This window comes from Tsukamurella conjunctivitidis, from assembly GCF_007858475.1.
GTDB lineage: Bacteria > Actinomycetota > Actinomycetes > Mycobacteriales > Mycobacteriaceae > Tsukamurella > Tsukamurella conjunctivitidis.
In genome coordinates this window covers 248255-264841 of the sequence record NZ_VIGX01000001.1, presented here as the reverse complement: position 1 = coordinate 264841, position 16587 = coordinate 248255, and the positions used below count along the sequence as shown (strand labels likewise).

Annotated in this window: 12 protein-coding genes; 4 read left to right on the top strand and 8 right to left on the bottom strand. The window is 71.4% G+C overall.

What is annotated here, in order from left to right:
• Positions 1 to 8 precede the first annotated feature (8 nt).
• From FK530_RS01235 to FK530_RS01215, 5 genes are all read right to left on the bottom strand, one after another.
• Positions 9 to 1568 (bottom strand): adenylate/guanylate cyclase domain-containing protein, encoded by a 1560-nt coding sequence (locus tag FK530_RS01235; RefSeq protein ID WP_146485165.1) that lies wholly within the window; start codon positions 1566 to 1568, stop codon positions 9 to 11.
• Entirely contained in the window at positions 1568 to 2734 is a 1167-nt protein-coding gene (locus FK530_RS01230) for an acetate kinase (RefSeq protein WP_146485164.1), read from the bottom strand. The genes FK530_RS01235 and FK530_RS01230 overlap by 1 nt, the downstream gene beginning before the upstream one ends.
• Entirely contained in the window at positions 2731 to 4854 is a 2124-nt protein-coding gene (gene pta, locus FK530_RS01225) for a phosphate acetyltransferase (protein ID WP_146485163.1), read from the bottom strand. Before pta ends, FK530_RS01230 begins: the two co-directional genes overlap by 4 nt.
• A 24-nt stretch (positions 4855 to 4878) precedes the next feature.
• Positions 4879 to 5889 carry a glucose-6-phosphate dehydrogenase (coenzyme-F420) gene (fgd, locus tag FK530_RS01220; RefSeq protein ID WP_146485162.1) on the bottom strand — a complete coding sequence of 337 codons (1011 nt, stop codon included), beginning with the start codon at positions 5887 to 5889 and terminating at the stop codon, positions 4879 to 4881.
• Positions 5890 to 5974: 85 nt separating this feature from the next.
• On the bottom strand, positions 5975 to 6883 hold the full coding sequence (locus FK530_RS01215; protein WP_146485161.1) for a SpoIID/LytB domain-containing protein: 909 nt from the start codon (positions 6881 to 6883) through the stop codon (positions 5975 to 5977).
• A 312-nt stretch (positions 6884 to 7195) separates the two neighbouring features.
• Here FK530_RS01215 and FK530_RS01210 point away from each other — a divergent pair, with 312 nt between their 5' ends.
• On the top strand, positions 7196 to 9064 hold the full coding sequence (locus FK530_RS01210) for an ABC transporter ATP-binding protein (protein WP_146485160.1): 1869 nt from the start codon (positions 7196 to 7198) through the stop codon (positions 9062 to 9064).
• Between the two features lie 3 nt (positions 9065 to 9067).
• Here the strand turns inward: FK530_RS01210 and FK530_RS01205 are convergent, their stop codons facing one another.
• A complete protein-coding gene (locus FK530_RS01205) occupies positions 9068 to 9421 on the bottom strand; it encodes a VOC family protein (RefSeq protein WP_146485159.1) in 354 nt (117 codons plus the stop codon).
• Between the two features lies 1 nt (position 9422).
• Positions 9423 to 10247, bottom strand: a complete 825-nt coding sequence (locus tag FK530_RS01200; protein ID WP_158644998.1) for a MerR family transcriptional regulator — start codon at positions 10245 to 10247, stop codon at positions 9423 to 9425.
• A 66-nt stretch (positions 10248 to 10313) separates the two neighbouring features.
• On the opposite strand from FK530_RS01200, the gene FK530_RS01195 reads away from it, so the two are divergent.
• Positions 10314 to 10805 (top strand): nucleoside deaminase, encoded by a 492-nt coding sequence (locus FK530_RS01195; RefSeq protein WP_146485157.1) that lies wholly within the window; start codon positions 10314 to 10316, stop codon positions 10803 to 10805.
• Positions 10802 to 11548, top strand: coding sequence for an ankyrin repeat domain-containing protein (locus tag FK530_RS01190; RefSeq protein WP_231706449.1), 747 nt, complete (start codon positions 10802 to 10804; stop codon positions 11546 to 11548). Before FK530_RS01195 ends, FK530_RS01190 begins: the two co-directional genes overlap by 4 nt.
• A gap of 7 nt (positions 11549 to 11555) precedes the next feature.
• Here the strand turns inward: FK530_RS01190 and FK530_RS01185 are convergent, their stop codons facing one another.
• The gene (locus FK530_RS01185; protein ID WP_146485156.1) at positions 11556 to 12518 is read right to left on the bottom strand and encodes an alpha/beta hydrolase; all 963 of its coding nucleotides are present in this window, start codon (positions 12516 to 12518) and stop codon (positions 11556 to 11558) included.
• A 151-nt stretch (positions 12519 to 12669) separates the two neighbouring features.
• Between FK530_RS01185 and FK530_RS01180 the strand changes: the two genes are divergently transcribed.
• Entirely contained in the window at positions 12670 to 16578 is a 3909-nt protein-coding gene (locus tag FK530_RS01180) for a Pls/PosA family non-ribosomal peptide synthetase (RefSeq protein ID WP_191834103.1), read from the top strand.
• Positions 16579 to 16587 lie beyond the last annotated feature (9 nt).

Here is a 16587-nt window from a genome sequence, read left to right as displayed (position 1 = left end):
GCCGCCGCTCAGTGCTTCGCCAGGAACATCCACGTCGGCTGGTTGCGTCCGCGGAGCACCTCGGTCGGTCCCTCTCGCCACCGCCGCCGCTCGGCGGGCTCGGCCGCGTCGAAGGCCGAGCCGGAGGCCCACGGCACCGTCGGGTCCTCCTTGGCGTAGGTCGACAGCCGCGCGGCCTCGTTGACGGGGTCGCCGATCACGGTGTATTCGAAACGATCCGCGGCGCCGACGTATCCGGCGACGACGGTGCCGTAGGTGACGCCACATCCGGCACGCACCTCCGGCACCTCCCGGGCGAGCCGCCGCATCATCGCCCGGGACGCCGACAGCGCGGCGCCGGCGGGGTCGGTCAGCGGGGCGGGCGCGCCGAAGATCGCGAGCACCGCGTCGCCCTCGAACTTGTTGACCAGGCCGCCGCGGCTGTTCACCTCGGCCACGACAACGCCGCAGAACCGGTTGAGGATCTGGACGACCTCGGCGGCCGGACGCTCGGCGGCCAGCGCCGTGGAACCGACCAGATCGATGAAGATCACCGCGACGGTCTGCTCGACGCCGCCCAGCTCGGGCTCCTGCTCGATCGTCGCGCGGGCGACCTGCTCGCCCACCTGCCGGGCGTACAGGTCGCGCACCCGCTCCCGTTCGCGCAGCCCCGCGGCCATGGCGTTGAACCCGGACTGCAGATCGCCCAGCGAGGTGCCGTCGTAGACCACGACCTCGGTGTCGTACCGCCCCTCGGAGACCCGGCGCATACCGGTCGTCACGCTCTTGACCGGCGCCGAGACGCGCGAGGACGAGAGCAGGTTGAAGGTCATCCCGGCGAAGAAGCCGCCCGCGGCGAGCACGCACATGCTCACGGCGATGCCGCGGACGGTGGCGGCGGGTTCGAAGAGCGCGAACAGCGCCACGGTGATCACGCCGAGGAAGGGCAGGCCCGAACCCAGCAGCCAGAGCCGCAGCGAGCGTCCCTGCAGACTCTGATGGCGCGGCTCGGGGCGGGTCACCTGGAGGGCGATCGCGGTCACCGGGCGGAGGCTGAACTCCGTCAGGACCCGGACGACACCGGAGGTCATCAGCCCGGCACCCAGGACGACCAGCGAGACCTTCGGCACCAGGTTGGGGTCGACCCGGCCGTAGAGCCAGCCGAACAGGATCGCGGCGCACAGCCACGCGGCCATCTCGAACCAGTAGAGGCGGCGCGGCAGCGCCAGGGCGTCGGACGCCTCCTGCTGCGTCGGCGGACCGTCGCCGCCCGTCCACCGCAGCGAACGGTAGACGAGCCAGAACGTGTACAGGTGGCCCAGGACGAGGCCGGCCGCGATGTACGACGGGACGGCCACGGTGTTGACGGTCTGCAGCTCGGGCCGTTGCACCGAGGGCTCGGGGATGCCGACCACGATGAGCATCGCGGCGAAGCCGCCGCCGAGGAGCGTCGCGACCGACGAGCTCACGGAGATCAGCGCGACGGTGCGGGCCCTGCGCTGCCGGGCGCCCTCCGTACGGGTACCGAGGAGCGGCGAGCCGTAATCGGCCCCGTCGTCCTCGATCCCCGCCAGGCGCCCGAGGGGCATCAGAGTGCCGCTGCTTCGCGGGCGATCGCGAGCTCCTCGTTGGTCGGGACCACGAGCACGGCGACGGTCGCGGCGGGGTCGCCGACGAGCGAGATCCGGGTGGGCTCGGTGATGCGGCCGGCGTTGCGCTCCGGGTCGACGACGATGCCGAAGCCCTCCAACCCGGCGAGGGCGTCGGCGCGCACCTGTGCGGCGTTCTCCCCCACACCGGCCGTGAAGGTGATGGCGTCGGCGCCGCCGAGGTCGACGAGATAGGCGCCGATGTACCGGCGGAGGCGGTGGATGTACACGTCGTAGGCGAGTTTCGCGTGCTCGTCGCCCTCGTCGATCAGGGCGCGTAGCGCGCGGAAGTCGTTCTCGCCGGCGAGGCCCTTGAGTCCTGAGCGCCGGTTGAGCAGGTCGTCGATCTGGTCGATGCTCATGCCGAGCGAGCGGCCGAGGTGGAGCACCAGCCCCGGGTCGACGTCGCCGCTGCGGGTGCCCATGACGAGGCCCTCGAGCGGGGTCAGGCCCATCGACGTGTCGACCGCGCGGCCGCCGCGGACCGCCGAGGCGGATGCCCCGTTGCCGAGGTGCAGCACGATCTGGTTCACCTCGGTCGTCGGACGCCCCAGGAACTTCGCGGCCTGTTGCGAGACGTACTCGTGCGAGGTGCCGTGGAAGCCGTAGCGGCGCAAGGCGTGCTCGGCGGCGAGCTCCCGGTCGATCGCGTACGTGGCGGCCGCGGGCGGCAGGTCGAAGAAGAAGGCGGTGTCGAAGACCGCGACCTGCTTCACGCCGGGCAGCAGCTCGCGCGCCACCTCGATGCCCTGCGCGTTGGCCGGGTTGTGCAGCGGCGCCAGCGAACTGAGCCGGCGGATCTCGGCGAGCACGTGATCGTCGATGAGTGTGGGCGCGTGGAAGGACCGGCCGCCGTGCACCACGCGGTGCCCGACGGCGGTGATCCCCGCAGGGGTGCCGGCACCGTCGGTGAGGTCGAGCCCGCGGGCCGCGAACTCCTCGAAGACCTGTCGCAGCGCGGCCTTGTGGTCCGGCACCTCGGTCTCGCCGATCCGCTCGACGATGCCGCCGTGCACCACCTCGCCCGTCTCCGGGTGCAGCAGTTGGTACTTCAGCGACGACGATCCGGAGTTGAGGACCAGGACGGTACCCGCGACGGCGCTCATGCCCGCTCCCCTCCCGCGGCGCGCTCCGCCGCGAAGGCCTGGGCCTGGATGGCCGTGATGGCGACGGTGTTGACGATGTCCTCGACCAGCGCGCCCCGCGAGAGGTCGTTGATCGGGGCGTTGAGGCCCTGCAGCACCGGGCCGATCGCGACGGCGCCCGCCGAGCGCTGCACGGCCTTGTAGGTGTTGTTGCCCGTGTTGAGGTCGGGGAAGACGAGCACCGTCGCCCTGCCCGCCACCGCCGAATCGGGCATCTTCGAGGCGGCGACTCCGGGATCGACGGCCGCGTCGTACTGGATCGGGCCCTCCACCAACAGTTCCGGCGCACGCTCGCGGACCAGCGCGGTGGCGGCGCGCACCTTGTCGACGTCCGCCCCGGTGCCGGACTCCCCCGTGGAGTACGAGAGCATCGCGACCCGAGGGTCGATCCCGAACTGGGACGCGGTCTGCGCCGAGGAGATCGCGATGTCGGCCAGCTGCGTCTCCGACGGATCGGGCACGACGGCGCAGTCGCCGTAGGCGAGCACCTTGTCCGCCAGGCACATCAGGAAGATCGACGACACCGTCGAAACCCCGGGCCTGGTCTTGATGATCTCGAAGGACGGCCGGATGGTGTGCGCAGTGGTGTGCGCGGCGCCGGAGACCATGCCGTCGGCCATGCCGAGGTGCACCATCATCGTGCCGAAGTAGCTGACGTCCACCACGGCCTCGGCGGCGCGCTCGAGCGTCATGCCCTTGTGCTTGCGCAGCTCGTAGTAGGCCTGGGCGAACTTCTCGACCAGGTCGGTCGCGCGCTTGGGATCGATCACATCGGTGTCTCCGAGGTCGACGCCCAGCTCGGCGGCGCGGGCCCGCACCCGCGACTCCTGTCCGAGGATGGTCAGGTCGGCCACCTCGCGCTGCAGCAACCGGCCGGCGGCGCGCAGGATGCGGTCGTCGCCGCCCTCGGGCAGCACGATCCGCTTCCGGTCGGCGCGAGCCCGCGCGATGAGGTTGTACTCGAACATCTGCGGGGTCACGACCCCCGGGTTGGAGACCTGCAGCGCCTCCAGTAGCGCGTCGGAGACCACGTACTTCTCGGTGAGCGCGATGGCGAGGTCCACCTTGCGCTCGGAGCCGGGACCCACGCGGCCGCGGGTCTTCGCCGCCAGCCGTGCGGTCTCGTACGTGCCGTGCTCCACGGCGATGATCGGCACGTTGGGCTTGAGGCCGTCGACCAGCGCCGCGGTCATCGGGTGCGGCATGTACCCGCCGTTGAGGATGATCCCGGCCAGCGAGGGGAAGCCCTTCGCCCGGTGCGCGGTGACCATGGCGAGCAGCACCTCCGAGCGATCGCCCGCGGCGATCACGGCCACCCCCTCGGTGACCCGTTCCAGGCTGTGCTCGGCGGTCATGCCGGCGACCAGCACGGACATCGCCTCGCGGGAGAGCAGTTCCGGGTCGCCCCAGAGCAGCTTGCCGTCCATCGCCTCCATCAGCTCGCCGATCGTGGGCGCGGTGAGAACGGGCTCCTCGGGGAGCACCCAGACGGGCAGCCCGGTGCCGGCCTTGAGCGCCTCGCACACCGCCTCGAGCTGTCGCGGGTCGCACCGGTTCGCGATGATCGAGGCGGTGTGGGCGTGGTTGGCCCGGATCTCGGCCATCGACTGCTCGGCGACGGCGACCACCTGCTCGGGCGTGCGGTCGAGCGCCTTCACCGCGAGCAGGATCGACGAGCCGAGGTTGGCGGCGATCCGGGCGTTGAAGGACAGCTCCGTCGGCGTGGTCACGTCGGTGTAGTCGGAGCCCAGCACCAGCACGAAGTCGCACTTGTCGGCGACGGCGTGGAACCGGTTCACGATCTCGGCGATCGCGGCGTCCGGATCCTCGTGCACCTGCTCGTAGCCGACCCCGACGCACTCCTCGTACTCGAGCTCGGCCGTGGCCTGCTCGATGAGCAGTTCCAGGATGTAGTCGCGCTGCTCACCCGTGGAGCGCGGGATCGGCCGGAAGACGCCGATCGTCCACCCGGTGGACGTGAGCAGGTTCATCGCGCCGAGCGCGATGGTGGACTTGCCGGTGTCGCCCTCCGGGGAGGCGATGTAGATGCTGGTCGTTTTCGGTGCTCGATCCGCGGCCATGGGATTTACTATCGCAGCCGCGGCTCAGCCGAGCGAACGCAGGCGGGGCTCGAGATCACGCCGGAAGTTGTCCAGGAACCGCTGCTGATCGTGTCCGGGGGCGTGGAAGACGAGGTGGTTGAGACCCGCGTCGACGTACTGCTTGACGGCGGCGACGGCCTCGTCGGGGTCGGAGGCGACGATCCAGCGCTTGGCGACCTGCTCGATGGGCAGCTCGTCGGCGAGGCGCTCCATCTCGGCCGAGCTGTTCACCGAGTGCTTCTGCTCCGCGGTGAGGGAGAGCGGCGCCCAGAACCGCGTGTTCTCCAGCGCGAGTTCGGGATCCGGGTCGTAGCTGATCTTGATCTCGATCATCTTGTCGAGCGCACCGAAGTCGCGGCCCGCGATCTCGGAACCCTCCTTCGCGGCGGGGATGAGCTTGTCCGTGTAGAGCTCCATCCCCTTGCCTGAGGTGCAGATCATGCCGTCGCCGGCGCGGCCCGCGTACTTCGCCACCACGGGGCCGCCGGCGGCGATGTAGACCGGTACCGGCTTCTCCGGGATGTCGAACAGGACGGCGTCCTTGGTGTGGTAGTAGTCGCCCTCGAAGTTCGTGATCTCCCCGGACCACAGCTCGCGCATGAGGCGCACCGACTCGCGCAGCCGCGCGAATCGCTCCTTGAACTCGGGCCACTCGCCCTGGAAGCCGGTGGCGTACTCGTTGAGCGCCTCACCCGAACCCACGCCGAGGAAGATGCGGTCGGGGTACATGCACGCCATGCTCGCGAAGGCCTGCGCGATCACCGCGGGGTTGTAGCGGAAGGTCGGCGTCATGACGGACGTACCGATCTTCACGCGCTCGGTGCGTTCGCCGACGGCGGCCATCCACGCGAGGGAGAACGGGGCGTGGCCGCCGTTCACGCGCCACGGCTGGAAGTGGTCGCTCACGGCGACCGAATCCATACCCGCGGCCTCCGCCGCCACCGCGATCTCCACCAACTCGCGCGGACCGAACTGCTCCGCCGATGCCTTGTACCCCAGCTGCAACTTCGCCATGCGACTCACACTACTGCGTCCGATCGCACACCGTCAGTGAGCGCGTCGACCCGGGAGTCCGCCGACCGTAACGGTGTTCGGCCGCCTACCGGGCTGCGGGGTCGTCCGCGCGGGAGGCGCCGTACTCGGTCTCGAAGACGCGGCCGTCCTTGGCCATGACGAGGCCGTAGGTGCTGACGATGACGGCGTCGGTGCGGGGATCCTCCTTGTCGACGCCGCCGTACACCTGCGAGGCCTGTGTGTCGTCGAAGGTCTCGCCGCGCTCGGCGCCGCGGACCAGGACGTAGGACCGTGCCGCGATCGCCTGCGCCTGCAGTGCGGCGACGCCGCCCTGATCGGCCCAGCCGGGCGAGTTCTCGACGGGCACCACGCTGCGGACGTAGTCCTCGATCCCGACCACGTTGAGCACGCCGTCGTCGCGGGAGACGAGCTTCCCGCGGTACCGGGCGTTGTCGCTGCAGAACCGCAGCACCTGGTCGGCGGCGATGCCCTGGTCGGCCGTGAGGGGGCTGATGGTGCGGTCCGCCGCGTCGACCGTGCCGAGCACCTGCCCGCCGCAGCCCTGCCGGATCGTCGCGGTGGTCCCCTGGATGCTGACGGCCTGGCCCGGCGCGACCTGCTTGCCGCCGACGAGGGCTCCGGCGGGCGCGAGCACGTCGACGCTTCTGCGCTCGCTGAGGCGGACCGTGACGGGGAGTCCCGTGTGCACGGTGCCGAGCGAGGTCCCCGGGTAGTAGTAGGCCAGGATGCGCTGGGCGTCCCACCCCTGTTTGGCGTACGTGAGCGCCCCGAGCTGACTCATACCGCGACCGTGCCCGCCGGACGCGCCCGGCGCGACGTCACCCGGGGCGTCGACGAGGGCGGCCTCGGGAAGACCTCCGGTCCCCGCCAGCACCCCACCGACCGCCAGCACGGGCACCGCAGCGACGAGCGCGGCACGCAGGGCGCGGCTGCGCCGCGACCGCCGGGGGCCGCCGTCGATCCACACGGGCATCCTCGGGTCTCCTTCGTCGTCGGCCACGCATCCGTGGGGCTGACGTGACTGTTGTGACTACTGAGACTCAAGTAAAGATCGAGGGTTGTCAAGCGGAACGCGCTCGAACGTCCGATTCCGCCACTCCCGGCAGACGCCTCCGGTCGCCCCGTGAACCGCGTGGGAGCGGAGGTCCTGCCGCCGGCGGCGCAGACTCCCGAGCTGCGAACGTCGGCCGGTCAGTGCCACCGCGCGCCACCTGCCGTCTTCCCGGTTTCGCGTCGAGCGAACGCATTGGACATGAACGTAACTTGAGGTCCTAGCCTTATATGCATGAGCATGGAGTCGGTCGCGTGGAGCACGCTGTATCAAGGGAACCGGTCGCTCGACGCACCGTCGCGGCGACCGAGTGAGACGTTGCGGCGGATGGGCCCGTTCGCCCGCCCGCACCGGTGGCGCCTCACCGCGTTCCTGCTGCTCTCCGTCTTCTCCGCGCTGCTCGCGGTCGCCACTCCCCTGCTCGCGGGCAAGGTCGTGGATCGCATCGTGGGCGGCGGCCCGACGAGCACCGTCGTCGAGATCGCCGCTCTCATCGCCGTGATCGCGATCGTCGGCGCCGGGGTCGATCTGCTCTCCCGCTGGTTCTCCTCCCGAATCGGCGAGGGACTGATCTACCAGCTGCGCACCGCGGTCTTCGACCACGTCCAGACGATGCCGGTGGCCTTCTTCACGCGTACTCGCACGGGCGCGCTGGTGAGCCGTCTCAACAACGACGTGCTCGGCGCGCAGCGCGCCTTCTCGGACACCCTGGCCGGCGTCGTCACCAACCTTGTCACCCTGGCGCTCACGCTGGGCGTCATGCTCAGCATCTCGTGGCAGATCACCCTGCTCGCGCTGATCCTGTTGCCGGTCTTCATCATCCCGTCGCGCAGCATGGGCCGGAGGATCGCCGCGATGTCGCGGCGCGCGGCCCGGCACAACGCGTCCATGAGCGACCAGATGACGGAGCGCTTCTCCGCCCCCGGGGCCACCCTGGTCAAGCTCTACGGCCGCCCGGAGATCGAGTCGCACGAGTTCGCCTGGCGCGCGGGCGCCGTCCGCGACATCGGCGTGCGCACCGCGATGGCCCGGATGACCTTCGTGACCATGCTGACGCTGGTCAGTTCGCTCGCGCTGGCCCTGGTCTACGGCCTCGGCGGCTTCTACGCGATCCGGGGCGACCTGCAGGCCGGCGCCGTCGTCGCGCTCGCACTGCTCCTGACCCGCCTGTACGTGCCGCTCACCGCGCTCGCCAACGCACGGGTCGAGGTGATGACGGCGCTCGTCTCCTTCGAGCGCGTCTTCGAGGTGCTGGACCTCGAGCCGATGGTGCGCGACGCCCCCGACGCGATCGACGTCGCCAAGGGCCCCACCGCGCTCCGGTTCGACGGGGTCGACTTCGCCTACCCCTCCGCGGAAAAGGTCTCGCTGGCATCGCTGGAGGAGGTCGCGCAGCTCGACACCCGCGGCGGCGAGACCGTGCTGCACGGGATCGACTTCACCGCGGCACCCGGATCCATGGTCGCGCTGGTCGGCAGCTCCGGCGCCGGCAAGTCGACGATCGCCCAGCTCGCCACCCGGCTCTACGACCCCGACGCGGGCGCGATCACGCTGAACGGCGTCGACCTGCGCGACATCACGGCCCGGAGCCTGCACAGCACCGTCGGCCTGGTGACCCAGGACGGGCACCTCTTCCACGACAGCATCCGCGCGAACCTGCTGCTCGCGAACCCGGAGGCCACCGAGGCCGAGGTCCACGACGCGCTGCGCCGCGCCCGGCTCGAGGACCTCGTGGAGCATCTTCCGGACGGCCTGGACACCGTCGTCGGCGAGCGCGGCTACCGCCTCTCCGGCGGTGAGCGCCAGCGCCTGACCATTGCGCGCCTGCTCCTGGCCCAACCCTCGGTCGTCATCCTCGACGAGGCCACGGCGCACCTGGATTCGACGTCCGAGGCCGCGGTGCAGGCCGCGCTCGGCGAGGCGCTCGCCGACCGGACGTCGCTCGTGATCGCGCACCGGCTCTCCACGATCCGCGCCGCCGACCAGATCCTCGTGCTCGAGGCGGGGCGCATCGTCGAGCGGGGGACGCACGAGGCCCTGCTCGCGCAGGGCGGGCGGTACGCCGAGCTGTACCGCACGCAGTTCGCCGATCAGGCGGCGTAGGAGTCAGCCCTGGGCGACGCAGAACTCGTTGCCCTCGGGGTCCTGCAGCACCGTCCACTGGACGCCCCACTCGTCGTGCTCGCGCACCGTCGTGGCGCCGAGCCCGACGAGGCGGGCGACCTCCGCCACGCGGTCGTCGGCGTGCAGGTCCAGGTGCATCCGGTTCTTCACCGTCTTACCCTCGGGCACGGCGAGGAACATCATTCGAGGCAGCGCGGGGTTCTGATACCCGACGGTGCGCATGAAGGCGTTGCCGTCGTTCTCGTCGACGGGTACGCCGAGCGCTCGCGACCAGAACTCGGCCTGGCCGGCGACATCGGCGCAGTCCAGGTTGATCATCTGCAGCGTGAGGGTCATGTCAGTTCTCCTTCGTCGGGGCGGCCTCGACGGGCCACCAGATCTCGGTGCGCAGGTCCGCGGGGGTCGCGGCCGCGCAGGGGTCCACGAGGTAGCGCTCGATGATCGACCCGCGCGCATCGGTGGCGTTCCGCGCGACCCACGCGCCGAGCTGCCCGTAGGTCTCGTCGAACCGCTCGTACGAGCCGTGGTGCACGGCGACGGCGCACCGTGCGCGGTCCAGCCGCCTGTTGCGCACGCGCCCCGTCACCGTGCCGGGGCCGGAGACGGGGATCAGTGCGGCGACCCGCTCGACCTCGGCGACCTGTGACGGATATTCGGCGAGCGAGGGACCCGTCACCGTCAGGCCCGCGGCCGCGGCGCACTCCTCGAGCTCGGTGTACGCGGCATTGAGGAATTCGGGGAGGCGGTCGTGCTCGACGTCCGACGCGATCTCGAGCACGTCGATCGCATCGAACTCGCGCAGATGGATCGGGGTGTTCGCGACGGGAGCCGTCGTGTCCTGCAGCGCGACGATGGCACACTCCAGCCCGGCCCGTCGCTCGCGCAGCACGGCCTCGTGCTCCGCGAGGATCTCCCGGGTCACCTCGGGATCACGCGCCTCGAGCACCCGCGCTACCGAGACCAGCGGCAGGTCCAGGTCCCGTAGCCGGGTCAGCACCGCGGCATCGTGCACCTGGGCCGCGTCGTAGAGCCGGTAACCCGTCGCGGGGTCGATCGCGGCGGGCACGAGGACGCCCTGCTCGTGGTACCGCCGCAGCTGCTTGACGGAGAGCAGGGTTGCGCGGGAGAACATCCCGATCGACATGAGGCCCGGCGTGGTCACGGATCGAGTATGGGGTCTCCCCCCGAGGGGAGGGTCAAGACCGGCACGGCGGGCTACGGTCGTGCGATGACCGTCTCCCCGCCCACCACCGCCGATCTGCCCCATCTGCGTCGCTGCGTCGACCTGGCCCGCGCCGCCCTCGACGACGGAGACGAGCCCTTCGGCTCCCTGCTCGTCCACGACGGAGAGGTCGTCTTCGAGGACCGCAACCGGGTCGCCGGTGGCGATGCGACACGGCATCCCGAGTTCGAGATCGCCCGCTGGGCCGCGGGACACCTCACGCCCGAGCAACGCACCGCCGCGGTGACGTACACGTCCGGCGAGCACTGCGCGATGTGCAGCGCCGCGCACGCCTGGGTCGGCCTGGGCCGGATCGTCTACGCGGGCAGCACCGCACAACTGGTCGCCTGGCACACCGAGTGGGGCGTCGCCCCAGGCCCCGTCGTGCCGCTGCCGATCCACGCCGTCGCGCCGACGGTGCCCGTCTCCGGCCCCGAGCCGTCGCTCGCCGACGAGGTGCGCGCACTGCACGCCCGCGCCGCCGGCGTCGCCCCGTGAGACGCCTCGCCGCGGTCGGCGCGGCGATCCTGCTCGCCGGGTGTGCGGCGGAGCAGCCGCCGGCCGCACCGTCGGCTCCGGAGATCGTCCGGTCGAGCGCCGCACCGTCGAGCGGAGGCGCCTCCTCGTCGACGGTGCGCCCCGCCCCGACACCGGAGGCGACCCGGGCACTGGTGCGCGCCGTCACCGACGGGGACCTCGCGGCGACCCGTGCCGCGATCGCCGACGGCGCGGACCTCGAAGCCCGCATCACGCGGGCCCGCACCGCGCTGGTGGCCGCGACGAAGTCCGGGCACACGCAGATCGCGCTGGCACTGCTCGACGCCGGCGCGGATCCGAACGCGAAGGACGACATCCAGGACTCCGCGTACCTGTACGCCGGCGCCGAGGGAATGACCGAGATCCTCGCCTCGACGCTGCGGCACGGCGCCGACGTGCGCAGCCTCAACCGCTATCGCGGGACGGCGCTGATCCCGGCGTGCGAGCACGGGCACGTGGAGAACGTGAAGCTGCTGATCGCGGCCGGCGTCGCCGTCGACCACGTGAACGACTCGGGCTGGACCTGCCTGCTGGAGGCCGTGATCCTCGGCAACGGTGATGCGAACCACGTCGAGACGGTCCGCCTCGTCCTCGACGCGGGAGCGCGGCCCGACCTCGCGGACCGCGACGGCGTCACGGCCCGTCAGCACGCGGTGAACCGGGGCCAGACCGCCGTGGTCGCCGCGATCGACGAGCGCCGGTGACCGGCGATCAGGCCGCTTCGCTGCTCGGCGCCTCCTCCTCCGTGAGGTGGTCGGAGAGGAAGGCGACGGCCGTCTTGTACGCGGCCCACGACTCGGGGGTCAGGCCGGCACTGACGACGAAGGCGTGCACCTGACCGTCGTAGATGTGCACCTCGTTCTCGATCCCGGCCCGGTCGAGCGACGCGTGCAGCTCCATCGAGTCCAGTTCCAGGGCCTCGCGACTCGCGGCGAACAGGATGCTCGGCGGGAAGTAGCGCGCCGTCTCGTCGGTGGTCATGTCCTCCGGGCCGCGCAGCGCCTCGGGCCCGCGGCCCAACACCTTGCGCAGTCCGCGGATCTTGCCGAGCGGGAGCATCGCGTCGTGCCGCGACGTGCGCGCGAGTCCGGCGCTGATGTCGAGGAACGGGGAGAAGCCGGCGAAGGCCGTCGGTCCCTGGATTCCCGCCTCGGCGGCGTACTGGATCACCTTGGCGCACACGAAGCCGCCCGCCGAGTCGCCCGCCACCAGGATCCGGTCGAAGTCGCCCGAATCGAGCAGCTCGCGGTACGCCGCGAAACCGTCGGCGACGGACGTGCCCACGCCGCCGTCGGGGTACTGCCTGTATTCGACGTTGTAGACCGGCACGCGAAGGCCACGGGCCAGCAGCACAGCGATCCTGCGATGGGTGTCGAGGTTGCAGCCGATGAACGCACCGCCGTGGTAGTAGACGAGGGCGGCCCGGGGGTGCGGGTCGGCGTCACCGTCGGGAACGATGCGCTCGGTCGGCACGCCGCCGAGCGTGATCTTCTCGATGCGGACGCCACGCACGGACTGCGGCACCCGGCTCAGGTAGGGCTCCGCGGCACGCAGCAGCGGCAGCGTCCGATCACTCATCGGGAAGACGCGGAAGAGCGTCTTCATGACTATGCGAACGAACCACTGCACGATCACGGCACGCGCACTGCGGCCACGATGGGCGATGACGGCCATGTCGAGCACTCCTTGTTACTGGCCAGTAATCTATGCTTCCAGCTTAGCGCCGCCAGCCCGTGCTGCGGCATTCCTGTGACCTGACACAATCAACGCGAAGTTCTGTGTTCTCTGTCGTGCCCATCTGCATAACCGGAGGAAGTCGGCCACCGTGGTCCCGAACGAGATCCCCCCGCAGTACCTGCTGTCCGCCTCGGCTCCGGAGCCGCGGACCCTGATCGACATCCTCCGGGCGACCGTCGATGCCTACCCCGAGGTCCCCGCCATCGACGACGGTGACGTCGTCCTGACCTACTCCGAGCTGTGGGAGGAGGTGCTCGAAGGCGCCGACTTCCTCGGCCGCAGCGGCGTACAGGCCGGCGACCGGGTCGGCATTCGGATGCCGTCGGGGCACCGCTCCCTCTACGTGGCCATCCTGTCGACCCTCGCCGCGGGTGCCGCGTACGTCCCCGTCGACGCCGACGATCCCCAGGAGCGTGCCGACCTCGTCTTCGGTGAGGCGCACGCCGCCGCGATCTTCACCGGCGACGGGCTGTGGCGCGCACCGTCGACCAAGGAGCGCGCGGCAGCGATCGAGGCGGGCACCGTCGAGCCCGGGAACCGCCTGCCCGTGCCCTACGACGACTCGTGGATCATCTTCACCTCCGGTTCCACCGGCACGCCCAAGGGCGTCGCCGTCACGAACCGCAACTCCGCCGCCTTCGTCGACGCGGAGGCGCGACTGTTCCTGCAGGACGAGCCGCTGCGCCCCGGCGACCGAGTGCTCGCCGGCCTGTCCGTCGCCTTCGACGCCTCCTGCGAGGAGATGTGGCTCGCCTGGCGCCACGGTGCGTGCCTCGTCCCCGCGCCGCGCTCCCTCGTCCGGTCCGGCATGGACCTCGGCCCGTGGCTCGTCTCCCGCGACATCTCCGTGGTGTCGACGGTGCCGACGCTGGCCGCCATGTGGCCCGCCGAGGCCCTCGAAGCCGTCCGCCTGCTGATCTTCGGCGGCGAGGCCTGCCCGCCCGAGCTGGCGCAGCGGCTCGCCGTCGACGGCCGCGAGGTGTGGAACACCTACGGCCCGACCGAGGCGACGGTCGTCGCCTGCGCCGCGCCCCTCGACGGGCGGGGCCCCGTCCGGATCGGCCTGCCGCTGGAGGGCTGGGATCTCGCGGTCGTGGACCCCGCGACGTCGCTGCCCGTGGCCGAGGGCCAGTCCGGCGAACTCGTGATCGGCGGCGTGGGCCTGGCCCGCTACCTCGATCCGGCCAAGGACGCCGAGAAGTACGCGCCGATGGAGACCCTCGGCTGGGAGCGCGCCTACCGGTCCGGCGACCTGGTGCGCCTGGAGCCCGAGGGCCTGCTCTTCGAGGGCCGCGCCGACGATCAGGTGAAGGTCGGCGGCCGACGGATCGAGCTCGGCGAGGTCGACAACGCCCTGCAGAACCTCCCCGGGGTATCGGGCGCCGCGGCCGCCGTGCGGAAGAACTCCGCGGGCACCTCCATGCTGGTCGGCTACCTGGCGTCGACCGACCCCGACTTCGACCTCAAGGCCGCCCGAGAGTTGCTCGCCAAGGAACTGCCGGCCGCGCTGGTGCCCCGGCTCGCGCTCATGGACGAGCTGCCCACGCGGACCTCGGGCAAGGTGGACCGCAATGCGCTGCCGTGGCCCCTGCCGGGCTCCGACGACACCGACACGGGCGATCTCGACGGCACCGCGGCGTGGGTCGCCGAGCGCTGGTCCGGCATCCTCGGTGCCTCGATCACCAGCGAGGACGCCGACTTCTTCGCCGAGGGCGGCGGCTCGCTCAGCGCGGCGCAGCTGGTCACGGCGCTGCGTGAGCAGTACCCCTCGGTCACGGTCGCCGACCTCTACGACCACCCGCGGCTGGGTTCGCTCGCCGCGTACCTCGACTCGCTGCGGCCGGCGGAGGTCGCCGAGCCGCGCGAGGTCCGGCCCACCCCGCGCTCGACGGGGATCGCGCAGATCCTGCTGTCGGTCCCGCTCACCACGCTGACGGGCCTCCAGTGGCTGACCTGGATGGCGATCGCCAACAACGTCTTCGCCTGGGCGACGGGCTCCGTCCTGCTGCCCACTCTGAGCTGGTGGGTGGTTCTGGTCCTGTTCCTGGTGTTCATCACGCCGATCGGCCGGATGGCGCTGTCCGTGATCGCGTGCCGGCTGCTGCTGGGCGGACTGAAGCCCGGCGTCTACCGTCGCGGCGGACCGGAGCACCTGCGGCTGTGGGTCGCGGAGCGCTTCACCGCCGCGTCCGGCGCCGAGAACCTCTCCGGCGCACCGTGGATGATCTACTACGCCCGCGCCCTCGGCGCGACCATCGGCCGGGGCGTCGACCTGCACGCGCTGCCGCCGGTCACGGGCATGCTCGAACTGGGCGACCATGCGTCGGTCGAGCCCGAGGTCGACCTCGCCGGGCACTACTTGGACGGCGACGAACTGCACATCGGCGCGATCAGCATCGGTGAGGAGGCGTCGATCGGGGCGCGCTCGACGCTGCTGCCCGGCGCGAAGATCGGCCGCCGCGCCGAGATCGGGCCCGGCTCCGCGGTCTTCGGGAAGGTCAAAGCGAAGCAGCACTGGGCGGGCTCCCCCGCGGAGAAGATCGGCAAGGCCGAGCACCCGTGGCCCGCCGATCGACCGCCGCGCAAGCCCTACTGGGTGTTCGTCTACGGCGTCAGCTCGATCCTGCTGGCCGGCCTGCCCATGGTCGCGATCGGCGCGGGCCTCGCGCTGATCGGCTGGTTCGTCCGCGACGACGCGTACCTCAAGGAGGCCGCGCTGCACGCGCTGGCGATCCTGCCGATCGCCGTGATCGTCTCGCTCGCCGTGTACGCGCTACTCACGCTCATCGCGGTCCGGTTGCTCGCGATCGGCCTCAAGCCCGGTTACCACGCCGTCCGCAGCCGCGTCGGCTGGCAGGTGTGGGCCACCGAGCGGCTCATGGACGCCGCCCGCACCTTCCTGTTCCCGCTGTACGCCTCGCTGCTGACGCCGATCTGGTTCCGCATGCTGGGCACCACGGTGGGCAAGGACGCCGAGATCTCCACCGCGATGGTGATTCCCAAGTTCACCACGATCGGCGACGGCTCCTTCCTCGCCGACGACACGATGGTCGGCAGCTACGAGCTCGGCGGCGGCTGGATGCGCATCGACGAGGCCAAGATCGGCAAGCGCGCCTTCCTCGGCAACTCCGGGATGACGGGGCCGGGACGACGGGTGCCCAAGGACGGCCTGGTGGCCGTGCTGAGCGCCACCCCGTCGAAGGCGAAGAGCGGCAGCTCCTGGCTCGGCTCTCCCCCGGTCCGGCTGCGCCGCACCGCCGGCAACACCGATTCGACGTTCACCTACAACCCGTCGCTCGGCCTGCGCATGGCGCGCGGCTCCGTCGAGACGGCGCGCCTGCTCGCGGTCTTCGTCAGCTTCGGCCTGGGCCTGGCGACACTGGTCGCGCTGAACTACTTCGCGATCAACGTCGGCTGGTGGCTCGCGGCGCTGCTCTCGGGCGTGACGCTGCTCGTCGCCGGCGCGATCGCGTGCTGTGTCGCCGCCGCGGCGAAGTGGCTGGTGGTCGGCCGGATCGGCCGCGAGGAGCACCCGCTGTGGTCCTCCTTCGTGTGGCGCAACGAGCTCTCCGACGCCTTCGTCGAGTGCGTCGCCGCGCCGTGGTTCGCGCACGCCGCCACCGGCACGCCGATCCTGAACCTGTGGCTGCGCATGCTCGGTGCGAAGATCGGCCGGGGCGTCTGGTGCGAGACGTACTGGCTGCCCGAGGCCGACCTCGTGACCCTCGGCGACGCCGCCACCGTCTCCCGCGGCTGCGTCGTGCAGACGCACCTGTTCCACGACCGGATCATGGCGATGGACACCGTGGTCCTCGGCAAGGGCGCCACACTCGGCCCGCACTGCGTCGCGCTCCCCGCGTCGTCGGTGGGCGACGGTGCCACCGTCGGGCCGGCCTCACTCGTCATGCGCGGCGACTCGGTCCCGGCGAACACCAAGTGGCAGGGCAATCCGATCTCGCCGTGGATCTTCAACCAGGGCAAGCGCAAGCGCGACTAGCCCGACGGT

Coding starts and splice junctions, on each gene's coding strand:
- FK530_RS01205 (WP_146485159.1), bottom strand. CDS start 9,421: ATGACCCTCACGCTGCAGATGATCAACCTGGACTGCGCCGATGTCGCC.
- FK530_RS01215 (WP_146485161.1), bottom strand. CDS start 6,883: ATGCCCGTGTGGATCGACGGCGGCCCCCGGCGGTCGCGGCGCAGCCGC.
- FK530_RS01210 (WP_146485160.1), top strand. CDS start 7,196: ATGAGCATGGAGTCGGTCGCGTGGAGCACGCTGTATCAAGGGAACCGG.
- pta (WP_146485163.1), bottom strand. CDS start 4,854: ATGGCCGCGGATCGAGCACCGAAAACGACCAGCATCTACATCGCCTCC.
- FK530_RS01230 (WP_146485164.1), bottom strand. CDS start 2,734: ATGAGCGCCGTCGCGGGTACCGTCCTGGTCCTCAACTCCGGATCGTCG.
- FK530_RS01195 (WP_146485157.1), top strand. CDS start 10,314: ATGACCGTCTCCCCGCCCACCACCGCCGATCTGCCCCATCTGCGTCGC.
- FK530_RS01235 (WP_146485165.1), bottom strand. CDS start 1,568: ATGCCCCTCGGGCGCCTGGCGGGGATCGAGGACGACGGGGCCGATTAC.
- FK530_RS01185 (WP_146485156.1), bottom strand. CDS start 12,518: ATGGCCGTCATCGCCCATCGTGGCCGCAGTGCGCGTGCCGTGATCGTG.
- fgd (WP_146485162.1), bottom strand. CDS start 5,889: ATGGCGAAGTTGCAGCTGGGGTACAAGGCATCGGCGGAGCAGTTCGGT.